Source organism: Arthrobacter sp. 754, assembly GCF_040548695.1.
Taxonomy (GTDB): Bacteria; Actinomycetota; Actinomycetes; order Actinomycetales; family Micrococcaceae; genus Arthrobacter.
The window spans coordinates 584,157-607,298 of record NZ_JBEPSC010000001.1 but is presented as its reverse complement, the minus strand read 5'-3'; the positions used below and the strand labels follow the sequence as shown (position 1 = coordinate 607,298).

22 protein-coding genes and 1 riboswitch are annotated in these 23,142 nt (G+C 65.7%); of the genes, 10 read left to right on the top strand and 12 right to left on the bottom strand.

Annotation, left to right across the window (positions count from 1 at the left end; translation table 11 throughout):
* Positions 1-23 precede the first annotated feature (23 nt).
* Entirely contained in the window at positions 24-938 is a 915-nt protein-coding gene (locus ABIA70_RS02850) for a YflT domain-containing protein (protein WP_354146080.1), read from the top strand.
* A 120-nt stretch (positions 939-1,058) separates the two neighbouring features.
* Here the strand turns inward: ABIA70_RS02850 and ABIA70_RS02845 are convergent, their stop codons facing one another.
* From ABIA70_RS02845 to ABIA70_RS02830, 4 genes are all read right to left on the bottom strand, one after another.
* Positions 1,059-1,892, bottom strand: a complete 834-nt coding sequence (locus ABIA70_RS02845) for a carbohydrate ABC transporter permease (protein ID WP_354146581.1) — start codon at positions 1,890-1,892, stop codon at positions 1,059-1,061.
* Between the two features lie 83 nt (positions 1,893-1,975).
* On the bottom strand, positions 1,976-2,962 hold the full coding sequence (locus ABIA70_RS02840) for a carbohydrate ABC transporter permease (RefSeq protein WP_354146079.1): 987 nt from the start codon (positions 2,960-2,962) through the stop codon (positions 1,976-1,978).
* A 33-nt stretch (positions 2,963-2,995) separates the two neighbouring features.
* Positions 2,996-4,366: an ABC transporter substrate-binding protein gene (locus ABIA70_RS02835; RefSeq protein ID WP_502917150.1), complete on the bottom strand. Its 1,371-nt coding sequence runs from the start codon at positions 4,364-4,366 to the stop codon at positions 2,996-2,998.
* Between the two features lie 207 nt (positions 4,367-4,573).
* Positions 4,574-6,160, bottom strand: coding sequence for an aminopeptidase P family protein (locus ABIA70_RS02830; RefSeq protein WP_354146077.1), 1,587 nt, complete (start codon positions 6,158-6,160; stop codon positions 4,574-4,576).
* A gap of 122 nt (positions 6,161-6,282) precedes the next feature.
* Here ABIA70_RS02830 and ABIA70_RS02825 point away from each other — a divergent pair, with 122 nt between their 5' ends.
* A complete protein-coding gene (locus ABIA70_RS02825) occupies positions 6,283-7,146 on the top strand; it encodes a PHP domain-containing protein (RefSeq protein ID WP_354146076.1) in 864 nt (287 codons plus the stop codon).
* 94 nt (positions 7,147-7,240) lie between these two features.
* Entirely contained in the window at positions 7,241-7,624 is a 384-nt protein-coding gene (locus ABIA70_RS02820) for a hypothetical protein (RefSeq protein WP_354146075.1), read from the top strand.
* A 30-nt stretch (positions 7,625-7,654) separates the two neighbouring features.
* Here the strand turns inward: ABIA70_RS02820 and ABIA70_RS02815 are convergent, their stop codons facing one another.
* The 4 genes from ABIA70_RS02815 to thiE all read right to left on the bottom strand — a co-directional run bounded on the left by ABIA70_RS02815 (position 7,655) and on the right by thiE (position 12,926).
* Positions 7,655-8,533 carry a DNA-methyltransferase gene (locus ABIA70_RS02815; RefSeq protein ID WP_354146074.1) on the bottom strand — a complete coding sequence of 293 codons (879 nt, stop codon included), beginning with the start codon at positions 8,531-8,533 and terminating at the stop codon, positions 7,655-7,657.
* 8 nt (positions 8,534-8,541) lie between these two features.
* Positions 8,542-10,284: a DEAD/DEAH box helicase gene (locus tag ABIA70_RS02810; RefSeq protein ID WP_354146073.1), complete on the bottom strand. Its 1,743-nt coding sequence runs from the start codon at positions 10,282-10,284 to the stop codon at positions 8,542-8,544.
* Between the two features lie 292 nt (positions 10,285-10,576).
* Positions 10,577-12,073 (bottom strand): RNB domain-containing ribonuclease, encoded by a 1,497-nt coding sequence (locus ABIA70_RS02805; RefSeq protein WP_354146072.1) that lies wholly within the window; start codon positions 12,071-12,073, stop codon positions 10,577-10,579.
* Between the two features lie 106 nt (positions 12,074-12,179).
* Positions 12,180-12,926: a thiamine phosphate synthase gene (thiE, locus tag ABIA70_RS02800; protein ID WP_354146071.1), complete on the bottom strand. Its 747-nt coding sequence runs from the start codon at positions 12,924-12,926 to the stop codon at positions 12,180-12,182.
* A 27-nt stretch (positions 12,927-12,953) separates the two neighbouring features.
* Positions 12,954-13,073: riboswitch (TPP riboswitch) on the top strand.
* On the opposite strand from thiE, the gene thiO reads away from it, so the two are divergent.
* From thiO to ABIA70_RS02780, 4 genes are all read left to right on the top strand, one after another.
* The gene (gene thiO, locus ABIA70_RS02795; RefSeq protein ID WP_354146070.1) at positions 13,069-14,340 is read left to right on the top strand and encodes a glycine oxidase ThiO; all 1,272 of its coding nucleotides are present in this window, start codon (positions 13,069-13,071) and stop codon (positions 14,338-14,340) included. Its footprint overlaps the riboswitch before it by 5 nt.
* Positions 14,337-14,573 carry a sulfur carrier protein ThiS gene (thiS, locus tag ABIA70_RS02790; RefSeq protein ID WP_354146069.1) on the top strand — a complete coding sequence of 79 codons (237 nt, stop codon included), beginning with the start codon at positions 14,337-14,339 and terminating at the stop codon, positions 14,571-14,573. The genes thiO and thiS overlap by 4 nt, the downstream gene beginning before the upstream one ends.
* A gap of 4 nt (positions 14,574-14,577) precedes the next feature.
* Complete coding sequence (locus ABIA70_RS02785) at positions 14,578-15,405, top strand: thiazole synthase (protein WP_354146068.1); 828 nt, start codon at positions 14,578-14,580, stop codon at positions 15,403-15,405.
* Between the two features lie 60 nt (positions 15,406-15,465).
* Positions 15,466-16,131 (top strand): 4a-hydroxytetrahydrobiopterin dehydratase, encoded by a 666-nt coding sequence (locus ABIA70_RS02780; protein ID WP_354146067.1) that lies wholly within the window; start codon positions 15,466-15,468, stop codon positions 16,129-16,131.
* Positions 16,132-16,180: 49 nt separating this feature from the next.
* On the opposite strand, the gene ABIA70_RS02775 is transcribed toward ABIA70_RS02780, so the two are convergent.
* The 3 genes from ABIA70_RS02775 to ABIA70_RS02765 are packed head-to-tail and all read right to left on the bottom strand — an operon-like array spanning position 16,181 to position 17,434.
* Entirely contained in the window at positions 16,181-16,483 is a 303-nt protein-coding gene (locus tag ABIA70_RS02775) for a hypothetical protein (RefSeq protein WP_354146066.1), read from the bottom strand.
* A gap of 12 nt (positions 16,484-16,495) precedes the next feature.
* Entirely contained in the window at positions 16,496-16,720 is a 225-nt protein-coding gene (locus ABIA70_RS02770) for a DUF3107 domain-containing protein (protein WP_354146065.1), read from the bottom strand.
* A gap of 51 nt (positions 16,721-16,771) precedes the next feature.
* Positions 16,772-17,434, bottom strand: a complete 663-nt coding sequence (locus tag ABIA70_RS02765; protein WP_108600604.1) for a TetR/AcrR family transcriptional regulator — start codon at positions 17,432-17,434, stop codon at positions 16,772-16,774.
* 84 nt (positions 17,435-17,518) lie between these two features.
* Between ABIA70_RS02765 and moeB the strand changes: the two genes are divergently transcribed.
* Positions 17,519-18,718, top strand: a complete 1,200-nt coding sequence (moeB, locus tag ABIA70_RS02760) for a molybdopterin-synthase adenylyltransferase MoeB (protein WP_354146064.1) — start codon at positions 17,519-17,521, stop codon at positions 18,716-18,718.
* 71 nt (positions 18,719-18,789) lie between these two features.
* Here moeB and ABIA70_RS02755 read toward each other — a convergent pair whose 3' ends face one another.
* Positions 18,790-20,103 carry a glutamyl-tRNA reductase gene (locus ABIA70_RS02755; protein WP_354146063.1) on the bottom strand — a complete coding sequence of 438 codons (1,314 nt, stop codon included), beginning with the start codon at positions 20,101-20,103 and terminating at the stop codon, positions 18,790-18,792.
* Positions 20,104-20,272: 169 nt separating this feature from the next.
* Here ABIA70_RS02755 and hemE point away from each other — a divergent pair, with 169 nt between their 5' ends.
* Both hemE and hemG read left to right on the top strand, forming a co-directional pair.
* Positions 20,273-21,391: a uroporphyrinogen decarboxylase gene (gene hemE / locus ABIA70_RS02750; protein WP_354146062.1), complete on the top strand. Its 1,119-nt coding sequence runs from the start codon at positions 20,273-20,275 to the stop codon at positions 21,389-21,391.
* Positions 21,392-21,395: 4 nt separating this feature from the next.
* Positions 21,396-22,892 carry a protoporphyrinogen oxidase gene (gene hemG / locus ABIA70_RS02745; RefSeq protein WP_354146061.1) on the top strand — a complete coding sequence of 499 codons (1,497 nt, stop codon included), beginning with the start codon at positions 21,396-21,398 and terminating at the stop codon, positions 22,890-22,892.
* Positions 22,893-23,142: the final 250 nt, after the last annotated feature.

Here is a 23,142-nt window from a genome sequence, read left to right as displayed (position 1 = left end):
TGCAGATGGGCAAGAATGGGAGTATGTCAAACATTTTTGGTGCTCCCAAGGCCGGTGGCCCCGCCGGGCCCGATGACGCCCGTGCGGTTCCTGCCGGTGACACCGTCGGTTCGTACAACTCCTACCTGGATGCACAGAAGGCGGTGGACTACCTGGCGGACCAGCAGTTCCCGGTCCACATGGTCTCCATTGTGGGCAACGAACTCAAAATGGTGGAACGGGTAACCGGCCGCCTGAGCTACCCGCGGGTGGCTCTTTCGGGTGCGCTCAGCGGTATGTGGTTCGGCCTGTTTGTTGGCGTGATGCTGTCCTTCTTCGCGCCGTCGCCGGGGTACTTCTCCATCCTGGCATCCGTGCTGATGGGTGCGGCTTTCTTCATGCTGTTCGGCATCGTCACCTATGCCATGCAGCGGGGAAAGCGTGATTTCACCTCCACCAGCCAGGTGGTGGCCACCAACTACGACGTCGTGGTGTCAGTGGAAGCTGCCCACGAAGCGCGCCGGCTCCTGCAGCAACTGCCCATGACCCGCTCCGACGCGGCAACGGGTGCCTACCGTTCGCAGGGCTACCAGAACCAGCCCTACAGCCAGCCTGGCCAGCACGACGCGCACGGTCAGCCGGGCCAGACGGATAACCAGCAGGGCCAGGCCCCCGTCCGTCCCGCGAGCTGGAACGATCCGTACGGGCAGCAGGGCGCAGGCAGCGCCGCCGTTCCCGAAACGGGACCGCAACCTGTCCAGCAGGACAGTGCTGCAGCCCAGCCCGCGAAGGCGCCGGCCGCAGTCCGTTATCCGGACCTTCCCGACGGCCGGCCCCAGTACGGAGTCAGGGTTACGGAACAGCCTGCATCAGGCCACCCGGCCCAGGCCCAGCCTGTTGCTGACCAGCCCAAAGCCCAGCCGGATTCCGGCAAAGACGGCGGAGGAGCCACGCCCTAGCGGCGAATCGATATGCTAACGCACAAACGGGTCAGGCCCGGGGGAGGAAATCCAACCCCCGGGCCTGACCCGTTAAGTGCCTGGCTGACGCCGCTACCTGACGCCGCTACCTGACGCTTGCTACTTCACGCTTCCCGCGGTCAGGCCGCCAACGAGGTACTTCTGGAACATGAAGTACAGCACCACCACCGGAACGGCACACACCAGCGCGGCGGCCATCAGCTGCGAATAGACCGGGATGGCTCCACCCTCAACGGCGGAAGCGAAAACCTGCAGTGCCACCGCGGCAGTGTGGGTGTCCGGACGGGTGAATACGGAGGCGAACAGCACATCGTTCCAGCCCAGGAGGAACGCGAAGATCGCCGAGACGATGATTCCGGGCCAGCTGAGCGGAATGATGATCCTGAACAGGATGCCAATGTTTGATGCGCCATCAATGCGCGCCGCTTCCTCCAACTCCCGCGGCAGGCCGCGGAGGTAGGTGACCATGACCCATGTTGAGAACGGCAAGGCGAAGGTCAGGTAAGCGATGAACAGGCCCCAGAGGGTCCCAATCACGGTCACCCCCAGGTAGGTGCCCGCGGAGGAGAAGAGCACGAACACCGGCAGCAGCATGAGGGTTCCAGGTATGGACTGGAGTCCCAGCAAGCCACGCAGTACGGTCAGGCGTCCCCGGAACTCAAAGCGGACCAGCACGTAGGCCGTCCCGATGGCCATGATGGCCGAGACGATTGCTGTTGCCCCGGAAACGATCAGGCTGTTGCCGATGGCCTTTGCCAGCCCGACGGAATCCCAGATCTTGCTGTAGCTGTCCAACGAGAAGCTGCTTGGCCAGAACTCTCCGCTGGCCACCCCGACGTCCGTGTTCAGCGAGGCAAGGAAGATGTACGCGATTGGCGTCAGGACCAGGGCGCACAGCAGGATCGTCAGGACGGCCAGCAGCGGTCGCGGCATGAGGCGTGTGACCTCCAGGGCCGCGTCACGCCGGATGGGCTGCTTCTTCTGCTGCTCGATCGGATTCGGGGGGGCCTCGAGGGTCATTTCTTTCCTCCCTCGTGCACGTCAAGCCGGACTGCACGCAGGTAGATGAAGAGCGGAATGGCAATCAGGATCAGCGACACCACTGCCATGGCGGCGCTGAGGCCAAACCGGAAGCTCTGGAAGCTGGTGACGTAGACCAGGATCGGCAGCACGTTCACGTCCGACGGGGCCGGTGCGCCAAAGAGCACATACGGGAGGGTGAAGTTGTTGATGTGGTTCAACGTGGCCAGCAGGAAGGCAAGCGAGACGGGGCCCTTGAGGTAAGGGAAAATCACGTACCGCAGCTTGTTCCACCACAGTGCCCCATCAAGGGCCGATGCCTCGTGGACCTCGTGATCCACCGCCTGCAGGCCGGACAGTGCCAGCAGGTAGATGAAGGGCCAGGCCGCCCAGATTTCCACCCACACCAGCGTCCAGTACGAGTTGGGACCGTTAAGCCACAGCCCGCCGTCCATTCCCATGTTGTTCAGTGTCACGTTCACGATGCCGTCCGGCTGCAGCATGGTGCGCCACACGCTGGCCACCACAAACGAGGGCAGGACATAGGGGATGAGGAAAATGGACCGCACCAGTGCGCGGCCACGGTAGGCGTTCTGGGTAACGACGGCGGCAGCCACGCCCAGCGGTATGGTCACCACCGTGGAAATCACCGCGAAGGAAACCGACAGCCAGATGGAGCGGAGCAGGTCGCTGCTGAGTGCCGCTTCGATGTAGTTCTGGACGCCTATGAACTCGGCACTGACCCATTTGCGGAGGGTGTACTGATCCAGGTCGATCATGGACATCCAGATGCCCATGGCCAGCGGAACGAGGATGACAATCGTCATCAGCAGTCCGCCGGGAATCAGGAGCCAGAGGGGCCTGTTCTTCTCACTCAGCCCTTTTCGGCGCTTCCCCGGGGGTGTGATTTCGCCTGGTCCGGCGGCCGCCCCGGCCGTCGGACTGCTGTCCGACGGCCGGGGCTCGGTAACGCTGCTAGCCATTATCTGTAACCTTCCGCAGCTGTTCTGCCGGGCTTACTTCTTGGCCCGGTCCAGGGCTGTCTGCGACTTGGCCTGCTCGTCCTTGAGACGCTGGGCCAGGTTGCTCTCGCTGACCGAACCTGAGGAAAGGTCAGGAATGGACTGGACGACGACGTTGGTCAGGGACAGCTGGACGTCGCCCCAGGCACCGCTGAACGGCGTCGCCACAGACTTCGCACCGGAGTCCAGGGCCGGGGCGATGACCTCGTTGCTTGCAAGTTCCTTGGCCGCTGCCTGGTTGGCGGGAAGCTGGCCGAAGACCTTGAAGTAGTTGAGCTGGACGTCCTTTTCGGTGATCATCTTGATGAACGCGAAGGCGAGGTCCTTCTGCTTCGAGTAGTCCGCCACCACGAGGTTGTCACCGGAGAGGATGCTGGCTGCAGGCTTTCCGCCGGAGGGGTTGGACTTCTCGCCCGGAGGAACGGTGGGCATCAGGGCGTACTTGTACTTCCCCTTCACCGCGGAGGCATCCAGGGCCGGGATGGAAAGCGGGGAGGTCATGGGGAAGTAGGCTGCCTTGCCGGCGGCGAAGGCCGCCAGTGCCTGCGGATTGGCCCAGCCCACGGCAGAGGGATCGACCACCTTGTCCTTGGTCACCCAGCCGAAGTAGGTCTCGTAGGCCTTCTTGGTGATGGGGTCATCGAGGCGGACCTTGTTGCCGTCAATGATGGGATTGCCGGCCTGGATGGACATGCCCCAGATGTACTTCCAGGGGTCGAAGTTGTCCTTGTAGGCGACGGCGATGCCGTACTGGTCACCCTTGGTGAGCTTCTTTGCCTGCTCGGTGAATTCATCCCACGTGGTTGCGGGCTTTTCAATGCCGGCAGCAGCCAGCAGTTCGGTGTTGTAGGCCATCACGAAGGGCCTGCTCACGAAGGGGATTCCGATCTGGTTGGACTCATCGGGCCCGGAAATGCCCAGTGCTGCGGGAACGAACCTGTCCTTGCCCCCGAGCTGGTTCCACTCTTTGTCCCCGAGTTTGACGAAGGCTCCGGTGGAGTAGGCAGTAGGCGTGAACGTGGTGCCAAGGCCGTAGACATCCGGGCCCTGGCCCGAGACCACAGAGGTCTGGATCCGGGTCATTTCGTCATTCGCGGTAGCGAACGTCTCCCACTGGATGTCCGCACCGGTTTCGGTCTTGAACTTGGCGCTCATTTCCTTGAACCAGGCCTGTTGCTCCTGGGGATACTGCGCGGTGACGTTCATCAGCACGTTCAGCGTCTTACCGGTGCCGTCCACCTTTCCGGGGGTGGCCCCGGAGGTCTGGCCCGAAGATCCGCCTGAGCCGCCGCACGCGGCAAGCATGAGTGCGGAGATGGCCGCGGCGGCGATTGCACCAATGCGACGTGGTCGTGACATACCCATGAAACTTCTCCTTTGAAGGCATAGATTGGCAGAGAACCGAAACTGAACCCAGTCTACGATTTCTTTCTCCGGGCCAAGCGTATTCATCAGGATTCTTATTGGCAAGCGATTGCCAAGGAATTGTTATCGGAGCTTCACCAACGGTTGCCTGAAATACGGGTATTCCGCGCCGTTGCGGGTGGCAGGCCCTGTTGCCAGGGCCTTGCCTCAGTTGCCAACCGCGTGATTGACCTCGCGGTAGATCCCTTCCATCCAGGACTCGACGTCCTCGGCTTTGCGCGGCAACTCAGCGCTGAGGTTGACCGGACCGTCGGCTGTCATCAGGATGTCGTCCTCGATCCGGACCCCGATCCCGCGGTACTCCTCGGGAATGCCCAGGTCTTCATTCTTGAAATAGAGGCCAGGCTCGATGGTGAAGACCATGCCCGCGGTCAGGACGCCGTCAAGGTAGAGCTCCCGTTTGGCCTGCGCGCAGTCGTGCACGTCCAGGCCAAGGTGGTGGCTGGTGCCATGCGGCATCCAGCGGCGGTGCTGCTGCCCCTCGGGGCTCACCGCTTCCTCCACGCTCACGGGGAGCAGGCCCCACTCGGCGAGGCGCTCGGCCAGTACCGTGGTTGCCGCGGTGTGGATATCCCGGAATTTCGTGCCGGGCCGGGCCGCTTGGAAGCCGGCATCCGCGGCGTCCAGGACGGCTTCGTAGACTTTTCGCTGGACATCGGTAAACCTGCCGTTGACCGGCAGGGTCCGGGTCACGTCTGCGGTGTACAGCGAGTCGGCTTCCACCCCTGCGTCCAGCAAGAGCAATTCACCGGCATTGATAGCGCCGGTGTTACGGGTCCAGTGCAGCACGGTGGCGTTGTTGCCGGCGGCGGCGATGGTGTCGTAGCCCAGTTCGTTGCCTGCTTCGCGTGCACGGGCAAAGAAGGCGCCTTCAACCACCCTTTCGCCGCGGACGTGGGTCAGCGCACGGGGAAGGGCCTTGACCACTTCCACGAACCCCTCCACGGTGGCGGCCACCGCAGTCTTCATCTGCGCAATCTCCCACTCGTCCTTCAGGAGCCGGAGTTCGGAAAGGGCTTCGGAGAGTTTTTCGTCCAGTGCGTCCAGGACGGCGAGGTCCAGGTTCTCGGGATCCTTGGCCGTGTTGTAGCGGGCGGTGTCCACCAGGGCATCGATGTTCTCGTCAACCTTGCGGACGAGGCGGATGGAAATGCCGCCGATTTCGGGGGCCCCGACATTCTTGGTGATGGCCGCTTCGAGTTCATCGATGTGGGCCGTCGCCAGGCCAAGGCGTGCTTCGAACTCGGCGAGAGTCGGCCGTGCCCCTATCCAGAACTCGCCGGAACGGGAGTCGGCATAGAACTGCTCTGTATCCCTGCCGGCCAGGGGCCGGAAGTACAGTGTGGCCCGGTGGTGACTGCCGCCGTCGCCCGTTCCCTCCGCAACCGGTTCCAGGATGAGCACGGCATCAGGTTCGTGGTCCAGTCCCAGCCCTGTCAGGTGTGCGAAGCCTGAATGCGGGCGGAAGCGGTAGTCGCAGTCGTTGGAGCGGACCTTGAGCGGGCCGGCGGGAAGGACCAGGCGTTCGCCTTTGAACAGGCCCGAGATGGCTTTGCGCCGGTTGGCGGCGTGGCCTGCGACGTCGTCGCGCTCGGGCAGTTCCTGGCTGGACGGTGCCCAGTTGCTTGCCATGAAGGCCTTGAAGGCCTCGGAACTGGGCCGCTGCGAGCGGTTGTTGACGCGCTCTTCGAGGGGCTGGGATGCGGAGTCAGGGGTATTTTCGGCAAAGTTCACCGCACCATCGTCTCACCAGCGGCGTGAGTCGGGCCACCACGCCCGAGGTCAGGCAAAAGCGGGCCGCATTCCCCGGTGCCGGGCGCCCGCGTCAGGCTGACGCGGTGAACTAGGCTGGGCAGGTGAGGATTGACCTGCATGCCCACTCCAACGTTTCCGATGGCACGGAAGCCCCTGCCGATGTGATGGCTTCAGCCGCCCGGGCGGGCCTGGATGTCGTCGCACTGACGGACCACGACTCCACCGATGGCTGGGCGGAGGCATCCGCCGCGGCGCTCAAAAACGGGGTTGTCCTTGTGCCGGGCATGGAGGTTTCCTGCCGGACTGAGCTGGGCATCAGCGTTCACCTGCTCAGCTACCTCCATGATCCTGCCCACCCGGGGCTGCTCGAGGAAATCACCAAGGCCAAGGACGCCCGCCTGACCCGGGCGGAGCGCATGGTGACCCTCCTGGCGGAGGACTATCCGCTGACCTGGGATGACGTCATCCATCACGTGGCGCCCGGCGCCACCCTCGGACGCCCGCACATCGCCGACGCCCTGGTTGCTGCCGGGGTGGTCTCGGACCGGGCCGAGGCATTCGCATCGATCCTGACGTCGCGTTCGCGCTACTTCGTCCAGCACTACGCGCCCGACCCCGTCACCGCCGTCGAACTGGTCCGGGCGGCCGGAGGCGTCCCCGTCTTTGCGCACCCGGTAGCTTCCGCGCGTGGCCGGATCGTGGGGGAGCGCACCTACCTGGACATGATCGACGCCGGCCTGGCCGGCCTGGAGATCAACCACAGGGACAATCCCGCGGAGGGCCGGGCATTCCTCCACAAACTGGCCGAGCGCTACGGCCTGCTCATCACCGGTTCCTCGGACTACCACGGCACAGGTAAACCCAATCTCCTGGGGGAGAACCTCACCAGCCCGGCGGTGCTGGCACGGATTGAAGAGATGGGCACCGGAACGCCGGTGGTGCGGGGAAAAACTACAGCATCTTGACCAATCGGGCCGGCTGAGTAAGGTTGCGCTTGCCGGGGTGCGGCTGTTTGAACCGCGACCAGTGTTCGGTCTCTCGTCAATTAGTGGAGACATCATGATCAGGAAATTTCTAGCCGTCGGTGCCGCAGCGTTCGCGCTGATGTTTGTCGCTCCCGCCGCACAGGCACTTCATTGCGAGAATGTCAGCCGGCCTGTGGACACATCCCATGCGAAAGCAGTCGTGTTGGACTTCGGCACTGTCTACGTGCAGGGTAACTGGGTAGTGCTCCCCTTCGAACCGGATGTTTGGATTTTCGTTCCCCCGGGAACGTTGTCGCTCATTGGCGTGACAGATTCGGTGACACCCGCCGGCCAAAAGGGCAATTACATGAACGGCGAGGCCGTCACTTTGCTGGCCAATATGTGTGCAGGCAACGGACTGGCTTTGGATAACCGCCAGACCGGGCATGGCATCCAAGTGGTATGTGCTGCTCCCTGACCGCGAAAGCCCAGAGTAGGGATAAGGCTTTCACAGCTCTCTTGCCCGGAACGAAGTGAAGTCTGCGTGGGTCCCGAGCCGCTTCGCCATCACATCGATGGCAGGCTGGTTCTGGTCCACGCAGACAAACTTCCTGTCCAGCTTGGCCGCCACGGCGCCAAGCGTTCCCGAACCGGCGAAAAAGTCCAGGCACCAGTCGCCCGGGCGGCTTGACGCCGCCACCACCCGGCGGATGAGGCCCTCGGGCTTCTGGGTGGGGTAACCGGTCTTTTCCTTGCCCGTGGGGGAGACGATGGTGTGCCACCAGACGTCCGTGGGCAGCTTTCCGAGTTCGCGTTTGGCGGGGGTGACCAGGCCGGGTGCCATGTACGGCTCACGGTCCACCTCGGCGCTGTCGAAGTGGTATTTCGCCGGGTTCTTTACATACACCAGGATGTTGTCGTGCTTGGTGGGCCAGCGGAACTTCGCTCGCGCGCCGTAGTCGTATGCCCAGATGATCTCGTTGAGGAAGCACTCCCGGCCAAAGATGGCATCAAGCATGACCTTGGCGTAGTGCACTTCCCGGTAGTCCAGGTGGAGGTAGAGCGTGCCGTCATCGGCCAGCAGGCGCCAGGCCTCCACCAGCCTGGGTTCCAGGAAGGACCAGTAGTCGCTGAACGCGTCGTCGTAACGGTGAAGCGCGCCTTTGATGGTGTCGTAGGAACGGCCCTTGAAGCCCACGCGGTCGCCGTCGCCGTCGGTGTTGAGCACCATCCGGGTTTCCTGGCGCTTCTGGACCCTGCCGGTGTTGAACGGCGGGTCAACGTATATCAGTGTGAAGGCGCCGTCCGGCAGCGTGGGGAGGAACTCCGCGTTGTCTGCGTGAACCACCAGGTTGCTGCCGTCCGGCGCCCAGACGGTGTCAGTCATTGAGGTTTTTAGGCCTCGGTGCTGCCGGGCAGCGAGCCGTTGTCGGCGCCGGCCACCACTTCGCCGTTGCGGCGGCGGGTCCGTGTCCGGCTCCTGCGGGTACGTGAGGGCTGCTCGGCGTCGGACGGTGCCGTTGCCGGGCTTTCGACAGCCGGGCCAGTTCCTGCGGCTGCGGCTTCGGACGGACGACGGCGGCGCTCACCGGAGCGGCCGGCTGAATCGCCGGTGCCGCGGGAGCTCCGGACGCGGTCGCGGCTGGTGTCACGGGCACCCTCGCGGCCGCCGTCACGTGCGCCGCCGGCGCGGGAGTTGCTGTCCCGTCCACTGTCCCGGCCGCTTTCGCGTCCGCCGCTGCTGCGCGTGTTCTTCTTCCCGGTTTCGCCCAGATCCTCCAGGACCTCTGCATCGACGCCGGCCAGGGTGCGCTTGTTGCGGGGGAGACGCCCCTTGGTTCCCTCCGGGATGTCCAGCTCTTCAAAGAGGTGGGGTGAAGAGGAGTACGTCTCCACCGGCTCAGGGACACTCAGGCCCAGTGCCTTGTTGATCAGGCCCCAGCGGGGCATGTCGTCCCAGTCGACGAAGGTCACGGCGGTGCCCTTGTTGCCCGCGCGGCCGGTGCGGCCAACCCGGTGCAGGTAGATCTTTTCGTCCTCGACGCACTGGTAGTTGATCACGTGCGTCACGTCGTCGACGTCGATGCCGCGGGCCGCTACGTCTGTGGCGACGAGAACGTCAACCTTGTTGTTGCGGAACGCCCGGAGGGCCTGCTCGCGGGCGCCCTGGCCGAGGTCGCCGTGGATGGCTGCGGCTGCGAAGCCGCGGTCCACGAGTTCCTCCGCTACCTTGGCTGCGGTGCGCTTGGTTTTGGTAAAGATGATGGTGCGGCCACGGCCGCGTGCCTGCAGGATGCGGGCAACAACTTCGATCTTGTCCATGCTGTGGGCACGGTAGATGAGCTGGCGGATGTCGCGCTTGGTCAGGCCCTCGTCATCGGGGTCGGCGGCGCGGATGTGGGTGGGCTGCGTCATGTAGCGGCGCGCCATGGCGATGACGGGGCCGGGCATGGTGGCGGAGAACAGCAGGGTCTGGCGGACCGCGGGCGTACCGGCGATGAGTGTTTCGACGTCGGGCAGGAAGCCGAGGTCAAGCATCTCGTCGGCCTCGTCTAGGATGACGATCTTGACGTTCTTCAGGCTCAGGTGCTTCTGCTTGTAAAGGTCGATCAGGCGGCCGGGGGTTCCCACCACGATCTCGACGCCCTTCTGCAGGGCTTCCACCTGGGGCTCGTAGGCGCGGCCGCCGTAGATGGTGGTGATACGGGCGTTGCGCTTGCGGGATGCAGTCTGGAGATCGTTGGCCACCTGGACGGCCAGCTCACGGGTCGGAACGATGACCAGGGCCTGCGGGGCGCCCGGGACGGCGAGCTTGTCGAAGCCGGCGTCGTCCGGTCCCACCACGCGCTGCAGTGCAGGTATGCCGAAGCCGAGGGTCTTGCCGGTACCCGTCTTGGCCTGGCCGATGATGTCGTGACCCGACAGGGCCACCGGCAGGGTCATGGCCTGGATGGGGAAGGGGTGCGTGATCCCGGCGTCGGCGAGGGACTCCACGATATCGGCGCGGACGTTGTAGTCCGCGAAGGATTTCTCCTCGATCTCATGGGGCTTCTCGTCCGAGATAATGGTTTCTTCCGGTTCGAGGGTCTCGATGCCGGAGTCGTCAGTCAGCAGTTGGTGGGTATGCAATTCACTCACAGGGGAGTTTCCTTATTCATTTGGGCATTGGCGCTGCCTGCTCAACGGGCCGGCCAGATGACCGTTCCGGAGCACGCTCGAAGCGCGCAAGCAAATCCAGTGGAAGCCGATCGCGGGCTATCTAAATGCTGGCACTGGGGACCAGCGGGTGGATCTCAAGATCGCGTAGGGGCGGGCTTGTTGAATTCAAAATCAAGGAAATCAACGACCGGGCATCCATTTCTACTTCTTCAGTCTAGCCGCACAGACCCCGAAAACCGGCTTTGGTCCGTTCAAACAGGATGCGGGAGTTTCAGGCCAGCAGTTCGAAATGGATCTCCCGGGTGGCGATGTCCGAGGAGATCAGGCGCACCCGGACCTTGGTGCCGGATTCCAGATCTCCCGCGCACCGGGCCGTCACGGCGGGTTCGGCAATCTGGATGACCCCGGAAGGGCCGTTCCCGTTCTTCCCGTTTCCGTTCTTGCCGTTTCCGTTTTTTCCGTTCCCGTTGTCTTTCTGCGGTTTGGAACCGGAAATCACAATTGCATCAAAGTCCTGCCCGATGTGATTGACCAGGAGGGCAGCCTCCACGGTGTCCAGCGCCATGCGCTCCATCCGTGCTGCAAGCTGATCAGATCCCGCCATGATCTCCGGCAGGGACGGCAGGGCCTCCCGGGCCCAGTCCGGTACCGGCCGCCCGTTGCTCAGGGCCTCGCAGATCACCAGGACAAAGCGGTCGATCAGTCTGCGCAGCGGGGCAGTGGTGTGGGCATAAGCGGCGCCGATGGCCGACTGGATGGCGTCGTCGGGGACAGCTCCGTCAAACGCCGTGTAGCTGGCGCCACGGAACAACATGCCGGCGGAGTGGAGCACGGCAAGCTGCCGGGGATCGGTCGGATCGAGGCTGCGGAGGTATTCGCCGTAGCTGATTTTCCCGTCCCACGGTTTGCCCAGGGCCTCGGTCTGGATCCGGAAGTGCCGCAGCGACCTCTCGTCCGGGGCGGGCATGGTGCGCAGGATGCCCACCTTTCCGTCAAGCATCAGCTTGGCGGCAGCCATCCCTGTCATCAGGGAAATCTGCGCATTCCAGTCCTCCACCGGAAGCTGCGGTGCCGCGGCAATGCGGTAGCCGCCGTCGGGCAGCTGGACGATTTCCTGCTCCGGCATGTTCAGGCTTGCCCCGCCGCGCTGGCGCTCCAGCTCCACGCGCTTGAGGCCCACTTCCTTCAGGAGCTGCAGCACCGTGTTGTTTGATCCCGCGTCCAGCTCGGCCTGGACACCCTTGTAGGAAAGCTTGGCCCGGCTGGACATCCGGGCCCGGCTGACGGTCACTGAAGAGACGTGTGCGGCGTCGTCCAGTTCAAAGTCCCAGACAAAGGCCGAGCAGAGCTGGCCGGCCAGGAGGCTTCCGGCCCCTTCGCTGATGACTTCGGGGTGCAGGGGGATGCGGCCGTCGGGAGCGTAGAACGTCTGGCCTCGCCGGCGGGTTTCGGCGTCCAGGCCGCCGCCGGGGCGGACGAAGGACGGGACGTCGGCGATGGCATACAGGACGCGGTACCCGGCACCGTTGCGTTCGATGAAAAGCGCCTGGTCAAGGTCGGTGGACGAGGCCGGATCGATGGTGAGGAACCCGACGTGCGTCAGGTCGGCTTCTGGCAGCTCGTGGGAAGCGACGGCGGCCTCGGCGTCCCGGACCGCCTCTTCCGGGTAGGGCCCCGGCAGTTCCAGCTCAGTCCGAAGGGCACTCAGGGCCGCCTCAAGGGCGTTGGTGTGTTCGCGGACATACGGAGCCAAACGATGATGTGACACAAAAGTCAGATTAGCCCGATTTTCGCAGATCGTGCACGCGGTGACCCGCCGCGCGGGGGATTGCCTGGCGGCACGCCATTGGGCGGCGCGGCGTCAGGCAGCCGGGTCAGGCGGCACCCGCGTCCAGAGCAGCCAGGAGCGCGGCGGCCGCAGCCGCCGGGTCATCGGCCTCGGTGATGGCGCGCACCACCACAATCCTGCCTGCCCCCGCCGCCACTACCTTCTCGACGTTGCCGAGGTCGATCCCACCGATCGCGAACCAGGGAACGGTGGCCTGGTCGCCGCCGGCCGCCTTCACAGCCTCCGCTGCATACTGCACCAGTTCCAGTCCGACGGCGGCCCTGCCGGGTTTGGTGGGTGTGGCCCAGACGGGGCCCACACAGAAATAGTCCAGGCCGCCGTCGGGCGTGCTCAGGGCGGAGGACAGCCGTATGGCCCCTTCCACCTGTTCCGGGGTGTGCGTCGACAGCCCGATCACTCCGTTCGCGCCAAGCAGCGAGCGGGCGGATGCCACCGGCAGGTCCTGCTGTCCGATGTGGAAGACCGGCGCTCCGGACAGCAGCGCGATGTCCGCGCGGTCATTGACCGCCCACAGCCGCCCGTGGCGCTCGGCCGCCGCCCGAAGCACCGCCAGCAGCTCCAGTTCCTCGGCAGCCTCGATCCCCTTGTCGCGGAGCTGGATGATGTCCACCCCGCCGGCAAACGCCGCTTCCACGAACTCGCCAAAGTCCCCGCGGTCCCGGCGGGCATCGGTGCAAAGGTACAGCCTGGCGCTGCCGGGGAGGCCGCCGGCGGAATCAGGTGTGGAACCGGAGGCGGCGGGACCGGAAGGGGGTGCGGAAGTCACGTTCATGGATGCCAGCCTAATTCCCCTACACTGGTCGGGTACTGCGGGAGCCCGCTGCAGCCGTCATAAAGCTGCGGGGCTGAGAGGGCGTCAGAGCCGACCGCTTGACCTGATCCGGCTAGTACCGGCGTAGGGAAGGAACGTCCTCATGCTTCACGCTGGGAAGACGCTTCAAGCTGACGTGGCGGTGATCGGCGGCGGAGTCATCGGCCACTGCATTGCGTGGGAAGCACGGCGCTCGGGCCGCTCCGTGGCCCTGATCGATGACGCCCCGGGGCAGGGCGCCAGCTGGGCAGCTGCCGGTATGCTCGCCCCTGTCAGCGAGCTCCACTACCAGGAGGAAGACCTCCTCGAGCTGATGCTCGAATCCTCCCTCCTGTGGCCGGCTTTTGCAGCCGACCTTGCCCGCGCGGGAGCAGCGGATCCCGGCTATCTGACGACGCCGACCCTTGCCGTAGGCGCGGACGCGGCGGACCGCCGGGCACTGATGGACCTGCGCACCGTGCAGCAGGCCAGCGGACTGGAAGTTGAACCGCTCACCGTCCGCGAGGCCAGGGCCAAGGAAGGCCTCCTCAGCCCCGCCATTTCCTGCGCCCTGGAAATCGCCGCCGACCACCAGGTGGATCCCCGGAAGCTGGTGGCATCCCTGAGGGGGCTCCTGGCCGTCCACGAGCCCGGTGCCGGAACCGCGGTTGGGGGTGCACGCGGCGGATTCGCCGTCGACGACCGGGCCCGGTCCCTCCTCTGGGAGAACGGCCGCGTCACGGGCGTGGGCCTTGCGCAGGGCCGAACAGTTCAGGCGCGCGAGACCATTGTGGCCAACGGGTTGCAGGCGCCCTCCCTGGGCGGCTTGCCGGAGGGACTGCACCTTCCCCTCCGGCCCGTTTACGGGGACATCCTCAGGCTGGCTGTTCCCCGGCACCTCCGCCCGCTGGTCACATCCACCGTCCGCGGGCTGGTCCGCGGCGTGCCTGTGTACATCGTTCCGCGGCAGGACGGCTCAGTGGTGATCGGGGCGACCCAGCGGGAAGATGCGGTGTCCGCTGCAGAGGACCCCGTGAAGTCGGACACGGCAGTCTCAGCCGGTGGCGTCTACCAACTGCTGCGGGACGCCCAGGTCCTGGTGCCTGCGGTCTCGGAGCTGGAACTCCTGGAATGCACGGCCAGGGCGCGTCCCGCCACCCCGGACAACGCACCGCTCCTCGGCCGCGTCCCTGATGTTCCCGGGCTGATCATCGCCACCGGGTTCTTCCGCCACGGTGTGCTGCTTGCCCCAGCGGCGGCGGCTATTTGCCGGGCCCTGATGGAGGGCCGGGGGGACCGGCGCTGGGCGGCCATGAATCCGTCAAGGTTTTCACGCCCGAAGGCCCCCGGCCAGGATCTACCGGGTGTCATCGACCACCAGAAGGAATCAGCATGAACATCACCCTCAACGGTTCGCGGCATGCCGTAGCCGACGACGCCTCAATCACCACCCTGGTCAGCCAGGTCACCGGCCGGCCACTCGCTGCCAGTGGCCAGGCGACCGACGGGCAGAAACTGGGCGTCGCCGTCGCCCGCAACTCCGAAGTAGTACCCCGCAGCCAGTGGTACGTGACGGCTCTCGCCGAGGGCGACGACGTCGAACTGGTCACCGCAGTCCAGGGAGGCTGACACCATGACAGAAACCAACACCACCGCTGCGTCCCGAACAACGGTGGACAACGCAGGGCGCAGCGACTGCCTGACCATCGACGGCGTCGGGCTCGGCTCGCGCCTCATCATGGGCACCGGCGGCGCCCCCAGCCTGGACGGGTTGGGCGCAGCCCTTCTGGCGTCCGGAACCGAGCTGACCACCGTGGCCATGCGCCGGTATTCGCCTGCCGAGTCCGGGTCTCTCTTCCAGCTCCTGGTGGACCACGGGATCCGGATCCTGCCCAACACCGCGGGCTGTTTCACCGCCCGCGACGCGGTCATGACGGCCGAACTGGCACGTGAAGCGCTGGAGACCGACTGGGTCAAGCTCGAGGTTATCGCCGACGAACAGACGCTGCTGCCGGACGCCGTGGAGCTGGTGGATGCCACTGAACAGCTCGTGAACCGCGGCTTCAAGGTGTTCGCCTACACCAACGATGACCCCGTCCTTGCCTTGCGCCTGGAAAACCTGGGGGCCACCGCCGTGATGCCATTGGGCGCTCCCATCGGCACAGGCCTGGGCATCCTCAACCCACACAACATCGAGCTGATCGTCTCGCGGGCCTCCGTGCCCGTGGTCCTTGACGCCGGCATCGGTACGGCCTCTGACGCGGCGCTCGCCATGGAGCTGGGCTGCGACGCCGTGCTGCTGGCCACAGCGGTGACCCGCGCCCAGAACCCGGCACTGATGGGCGAGGCCTTCAAACACGCAGTCATCGCCGGTAGGCTGGCGAAAGCGGCCGGCAGGATACCGCGCCGCGAGCACGCCCTGGCGTCATCGGCCATGGAAGGCCGCGCGGAGTTCCTCTAGGCCGGCACCTGGTGCCGGCCGTCGGGCCGGGCTGTGGAGTAACGAGCCAAGGAGTCCGCTATGGCCGGCATGGAAGACATACTCACCCGGGACCGGCTCGACGCGGTCCTGGCTGCACTGCCCGATTGGCGGTACCGGCTCGGCGGTCTGGTCACCGTCTACAAGGCGCCGACGTCGGCCGCCGCACTTGAGCTGATAGCCGCCGTCGGACGTTTCGCGGAAGAGCAGAACCACCACCCCGACCTGGACTGGCGGTACAACCGGGTGTTTATCCGCTACACCTCGCATGACGCCGGGGGCCAGGTCACCGAGCGGGACGCCGCTGCCGCGAAGGCGGCGGGCTCCGTGGCCGCCGAAATAGGGGCAGAGGCGCAGCCGGGGCTGTTCCGCACGGTGGAGATCGGCATCGACACGGCGGACGCTGCGGAGATCGCCGAAGTGTGGCGCGTCGCGCTGGGGTACAAGAAGGGTCCCGGCGGGGAGCTGGTGGACCCGTACGGCCGTGGGCCGGGTATCTGGTTCCAGGAAACGCCCACGCCAAACAGCAACAGGCTCCATCTTGATGTCCACTGGAGCCTCGCCGAATCGGGGCCGGTCCTGGACAGGACGGCGGCAACCGGAGCCTTAATGAACCGTGACCACGCACCCGATTGGGTGGTGGTCACGGATGCTCAAGGAAACCGGCTCTGCGTGTGCACCGAGGCGGGGCACCAGCCGGAACACTGATTCTGAAGTCCGGCCCGGCTCAGAGCCGGCTCCAACTACAGGCCTCCAACTACAGCCTGAGAGCCTGCGTCAGCCGCATGGTGTCGTGGCGGGTGCGCGTGCGGCCAAGGTAGATGACGGCGCCGATGGCTGCCGCGGTCCCGAGAAGCATGGGCAGGATCCAGGGAATCCACGTCAGGCCGGGAAGGTAGCCAAAACCTGCCGTCATGAAGATGATCCAGCTCAGCGCGCCCACGGCTACGGCTACTCCCGCGGGCAACCCCATGCCGTACCTGGCATGGCGTTTGTCATTGGCCCAGACCACAAAGCCGGCGGCCGCTGTAACGAGGACAACAATGGTGAGTGAGAGCATGGATGCCAGCTGTCAGAACTGGCCGAAACCGACGCGGCGGGACTCTTCGGCACCGATTTCCACGTAGCCCAGGGCGTTGCCGGGAACGATGATGACGCGTCCCTTGTCATCCTTGAGGCGGAGTTCGCTGCCCTTGGTGATGGCCTCTTCGACAATCTTGGCAATGGCGTCGGCGTCCTGGTTGGATTCCAGGATGATTTCGCGGCCAATATTCTGTACGCCGATTTTAATTTCCAATGCGGGGCCTCCCAGCCAATCAAAATTCAGTAAGGGTCTCTTATTTGTAGTCTAGGTCTCTTTGGGAAAGCGCGAGATTCCGCGCCAAGCTAAACGGTAAATGAGGTCGCTGGCCACATCGAGGTCCAGATTGCCGTCCGTTTCCAGCCAGTAGCGGGCGCTGACCTGGGCCATTCCGGCCAGTCCGCGGCCCAGGAGCTGGGCTTCCAGGTGCGGCAGCTTGGTGTCCTCGGCGATGACCCGTGCCACGGCATCAGCGAAGGTCTTGTTGAAGGTTTCGAGCCGGGAACTGACATCGGGATCATTGATGAGGTCCGATTCAAAGACCAGCCGGTGGGCCTGGTCGTCGCTGGCGATAAAGCGGTAATACGCCCGCATCACCGCCTGGACGCGTTCGTCATTGTCTGTGGTGGAGTTCAGCGCGCCAAGCATCAGATCCGTCAGGGACGCGAGATGGCTGTCCAGCAGGGCAATGTACAGCTCGCGTTTGGAGGGGAAGTGCTGATAAAGCACAGGCTTGCTGACATGGGCCGTCTCGGCGATCTCGTCCATTGCTGCGCCGTGGTAGCCGTTGGCTACGAAGACCTCCTGGGCCGCGGCGAGCAGCTGCGCGCGGCGTTCGTCCCGGGGAAGCCGGGCGGATCGTTGTCCTGTGCGCGGAGGTACGGCAGGTTCGCCGCCGGACGCCCGGTCAGCCCGTGCTTCATGGACCACAGTTGTCCTACTTTCGCTTGCAGTTAACTCCACTTTACTGTGCGGTAATATGACCGCGCGGTATCTGGGGGCATACATTGAAGTATGGCTTCAACATTCACCGCAAATGTCTCCCCTGTTACTCTCGAACCGCTGGTGGAGCCCGCCGGTGAACTTACTCCGGCTGAGGTGGAACGCTATTCCCGGCACCTCATTATTCCTGAGATCGGTGCTGTGGGGCAGCGGCGGCTGAAGAACGCGAAGGTCCTGGTCATCGGTGCCGGGGGACTGGGCTCGCCGGCGCTGCTCTACCTGGCCGCCGCCGGCGTCGGGACGCTGGGAATAGTCGACGACGACTCCGTGGACCTGAGCAACCTGCAGCGCCAGGTGATCCATGGCGTTGCGGACGTGGGCCGGCCCAAAATCGAATCCGCCCGGGACGCGATCGCCGCGCTGAACCCGCTTGTGGAGGTCCGCCTGCATAATCTCAGGCTTGACGCCTCCAACGCACTGGAGCTCTTCGGGGACTATGACCTGATCCTGGACGGGGCGGACAACTTTGCCACGCGCTACCTGGTCAACGATGCCGCCGCGATCCTGGGCAAGCCCTATGTGTGGGGCTCCATCTTCCGCTTCGACGGCCAGGTCAGCGTGTTCTGGGAGAAGCACGGCCCCACCTACCGCGACCTCTACCCGGAGGCGCCGCCGGCCGGTTCCGTGCCGTCCTGCGGTGAAGGCGGCGTATTCGGCATGCTGTGCGCGGCCGTGGGATCCCTCATGGTGACCGAAGCGGTCAAGCTGATCACCGGCGTCGGGCGTTCCCTGCTGGGACGCGTGGCCCTGTTTGATGCCCTGGGCGGCAGCTGGCGGGAGATCCGCGTGTCCAAGGACCCGGCGGCGGAGCCGATCACGGAACTGACGGATTACGAGGCGTTCTGCGGCATTGCCCCGGCCGCCGGCACCGATACCGAGCACACTGTCACGGCAACGCAGCTGGCCACCATGCTGGCATCGCGCAAGGCGGGCCTGAAGGACTTCGAACTGGTGGATGTCCGCGAAACCGGTGAACACGAGATTGTGAGCATCGACGGTTCCGTGCTGATCCCGCAGGGCCGCATCCTGGCAGGGGAGGCCTGGGCCGAGCTGCCGCAGGATAAGGACATCGTGTTCCACTGCAAGGCCGGTACCCGGTCAGCCAATGTCCTGGAAGCGGCCCGGAAGGCCGGCTACGAGCGGGTCAGCCACCTCGACGGCGGCATCCTGGCCTGGGTTCGTGACGTGGAGCCCCAGAAGCCCGTCTACTGACCGGTTGCCCTATCACTTTTGGTCGCCAAAACGGCCGGTTGAGGGCTAAAACTGATAGGGCAACGTGGCCGTCAGGCGGTTTCGAGGCCTTTGTGGTCCACCGGGCATTCCGCCGGGGCCGGCGCGGCCGGCTGCTCGACGGTGATCCCGTAGAGGGTCTCGAGGGCTGAGACGTAGTCGTCCTGCTGCCCGTTGGCCGCCAGCTCGCGGGCACGCACCGTGGGCACGTGCAGCAGCTGCTTGACCATCCGGCGGAGGGCGAACTCCACTTCCTCAGCGGCCGCGGTGCAACCGTGGCGCGCACGCACCTTCTCCATTTCGGCGTCCAGGACGTTCATGGTGTGCCGGCGGAGCGCCACGATGGCCGAATCCACGGACCGGACTTCGCGCTCCTGCTCGAAGGCCCGGGCTGCGCCGGAAACGATGCCGCTTGCCTGTGCCAGCGACTCGGCCTGTTCCTGCGGTGCCGCCAAACGAACCGATTCCAGCGTGAGCAGCTCAACGCCGTCGAGCTCTCCAACCTCCGGGTCAAAGTCGTGGGTGAGGGCAAGATCGATGGCGATCAGCGGCTGAGGTGATCCGCCGCGGATCTGGGCCAGTTCTGCGGCCTCAACGCGGGTATCGGAACCACTGCAGCCGATCATGACGTCTGCGGCAGCAACGGCTGGCCGCAGCGAATCTGAATCAAGTGCCGTGCCGCCGCGGGTGGCGACGAAGCCTTCCGCCCGGCCTGAGGAGGAGAAGACGGAAATGTCGGTGCAGCCGCGTTCACGGAGCAGCGCCATGGTGGCACCCGCGTACGCTCCCGTGCCGAACACCACGACTTTCTTCGCTGACCAGTCGGGGTTCTCGGAAAGGTCCGTTGCCAGGTCCAAGGCCACGGAAACGATCGAAAGCCCCCGTGAGCCCAGGGCGGTCTGGGCGCCGACGTCCTTGGCGGTTTTGGATGCGGCCTGGAACAGGCGGACGAGGCCCGAACTTGCGGTGCCTTCGTGCTGGGCGGTGATGAGGGCCCGCCTGACCTGCCCGGCAATTTCGCGTTCGCCAACGACGGCGGAGTCCAGCCCGGCGCTGACAGCGAAGAGGTGCTGGGTGACCTCGGAGCCGGTCCGGGTGCTGAAGGAGCGTGAGACCAGCTGTTCGTTCAGGCCGCTGAGGCCGCTGATCTGCGAGACGAGGGCGGCGCGGGCGGCTTCGACGTCGTCCGGATGGGGCGCCTCGCCGTAGATTTCGTAGCGGTTACAGGTGGCAAGGACTACCGCACCCGTCACTGCCGGCGATCCGGAGAGTGCGGATGTGGCGATCTCTGAAGCACCGTTGCTCAACTGAGCAACGGTCTCAAGATCGATGTCGGCGTGTGTAGCCACCAATGAGAAAAGAACCACAGCAGATCAATCATAGCTTTTTCGTTGCCCGGTAGAACAACCATTGAGCGTGGGACCGGCAACAAGGCCCTGTGATACATGCCACCGGCCGGGCAGGGAGGCTGGAGGGATGGGGCGGGGTGACAGGCTGTCGTTATCTTTTGCGCCCGATTTTGGGCACAATCGGAGCATGACTTCCAGCTCCGCCGTGTCCAATGCCGTGTCCAGCGTCCCGTCCAGCGGCCGTGCGCTCGCTGCCAGCCACCCGCTGATGGATGGCCGCACCGCGGATTCCCCGCTGATCACCGTTTACCGGGGCGGCAAGCCTTCCCGGCGCCCGGTGTGGTTCATGCGGCAGGCCGGGCGCTCCCTGCCGGAGTACCTCAAGGTGCGCGAAGGTGTGGCGATGCTGGACTCGTGCCTGCGCCCCGAGCTCGCGTCCGAGATCACCCTGCAGCCGGTCCGTCGCCATGACGTTGATGCGGCAATTTTCTTCTCCGACATCGTTATTCCGCTGAAACTCGCCGGCGTCGGCGTGGACATCGTGCCCGGCGTGGGACCCGTGCTGGAGAAGCCCGTCCGCACGGCGGCCGATGTTGCCGCCCTGCCGCAGCTGACCTGGGAAGCTCTGGAGCCCATTCGGGAAGCGGTCCGCCTGACGGTCGCCCAGCTTGGCAAGACGCCGCTGATCGGCTTCGCCGGCGCACCCTTCACGCTCGCGGCGTACATGGTTGAAGGCAAGCCGTCCCGCGACCACCTCGGCCCGCGCACCATGATGCATGCTGACCCGGAAACCTGGACGGCCCTGGCGAACTGGGCTGCCGACGCCTCGGGCATGTTCCTGCGTGCCCAGCTTGAGGCCGGCGCGTCCGCAGGGCAGTTGTTTGATTCGTGGGCCGGTTCCCTGGGGCTGGCCGACTACACCAAGTACGTGGCGCCCGCTTCGGCGCGCGCCCTTGACCACGTCCGCCACCTCGGCGCCCCGCTGATCCACTTCGGCACCGGAACCTCCGAGCTGCTTGTTGCCATGCACGACGTCGGCGTGGACGTGGTGGGTGTGGATTACCGCCTGCCGCTGGACGAAGCCAACCGGCGCCTTGGCGGTACCGTCCCGCTGCAGGGAAACATCGATCCGGCGCTGCTCTCCGCACCGTGGGAGGTCCTTGAAGCCCATGTCCGCGAAGTCATAGCGGCCGGGGCGTCGGCTCCCGGCCACGTGCTGAACCTTGGCCACGGCGTGCCGCCCGAAACCGACCCCGCCGTGCTGACCCGGGTGGTCGAACTCATCCACTCCATCTCCCCGGAGTAGACCTGTGGGCAGCCCGACGAAGCCCGCCCGGACAGCACTCGTCCTGGGCGGCGGCATCTCCGGCCTGCTGGCCGCACGGGAGTTGGCCGCTGCAGGCCTCACTGTGACAGTTCTGGAGGCGACCCAAAACTGGGGAGGCTGCGTGGGCAGCCATGTTGTGGCCGGCCTCACCCTGGACAGCGGGGCCGAGTCCTTCGCCACGCGCTCAAGTGCCGTTGCGGACCTTGCCGGTGAACTGGGGCTCGCGGAAAAAATCGTTGAACCCCGCCCCGGCGGCGCCTGGGTTCAGCTTCCCGGTGGCGCACGCGAACTGCCCAAAACCGGAGTGCTGGGCATTCCCGCCAACCCGTGGGATCCCGAGGTCCGCAGGACGCTGGGCTTTGCGGGCTCGCTCCGGGCGTCGCTGGACAGGTTCCTGCCGGCGTCGCTTGGCGCGTCCGAAGATGTCACCAGTGTCTCGGCGCTGGTGCGGGCACGGATGGGCCGCCGGGTCTTGGAACGGCTCGTGGCGCCGGTGGTCGGGGGAGTGCACTCCGCGGACCCGGGCCTCCTTGACGTGGACATGGTGGCACCCGGCCTGCGCGCCGGGATCAGGCGCCACGGCTCCCTTGCCGCCGCTGTCGCCGCCCAGCGGCGCAGTCCCGCCGCCCCGGAAACGCCAGTGCCGCCGTCGGGAACATCCGGTTCCCCCGACGCCGGCAGGCAGCCACTGGCCAAGGCCGGGTCCGCCGTCGCGGGCCTCGAGGGCGGCATGCATACCCTCGTCTCCGCACTCCTCGACGATCTGCAGAAACGCGGCGTCACGCTGCTGGGCGGCTCCGCCGCGACCCTTGTGGCCCGTACATCGGACGGCTGGCACGTCACTGCCGCCGGAGCAACGTACGACGGCGGCCTGCTGGTGGTGGGCCTTCCTGGCCCGGCTGCCGTCGGGCTGCTTCTGCCGGCCGTGCCCGCACTGGCCGGCAGAAGTCCGGAGAGCGGTCCCGACGTCCGGTTGGTCACGCTCGTGGTGGACGTCCCCGAGCTGGACCGGCGTCCGCGGGGCACCGGGATCCTCGTTGCGCCCCAGGCGCCGGGGATCGAAGCGAAAGCCCTCACCCACGCCACTGCGAAGTGGGACTGGCTGGCCGCCGCGGCAGGCCCGGGTACCCATGTGCTGCGGCTGTCCTATGGCCGCCGGGAAGGATCTGCAGTTGCGGGCATCCCGGCGGCGGGTCCGGCGCCGGCCAGCGACGCGGAGCTCCTGGCTGCCGCCCTGCGCGACGCTTCGGCTCTGCTGGAAGTACAGCTCGAGGGGAAAGACGTTGTTGACTGGGACGTTGTCAGGTGGGAAGGGGCGCTGCCTTTCGCGGCCGTAGGGCACAGGGCGCGGGTGGCCGAGGTCCGGGACCTTTGCGCCGAACAGCCAGGCCTGGCCATCGTGGGCGGGTGGGTGGCCGGCAACGGGCTCGCCGCCGTGGTGTCCGACACACGCCGGGAAATCCAAAAAATGCTCGGCTGACCATCGCCCCTGTTCAACGGAAGATTGGTCCTGCAGGGACGGCCGAGCGGGGACTTTTTCGGTTTTTCCCCGACCTGCCGGTGTGGCTAGTGTCGATACCTATGGTTATTGACAGGTCCGAAACTTCCCGTTCCCGGACCAGTATCCATGGGGGACTCCGGCGCAGCGCTGCAGCGGCTGCCATCGGAGCGGTACTGGTTCTTTCCGCTGGCGTGCCCGCCTCAACTGCGGCCGATGACAGACAGCCGCC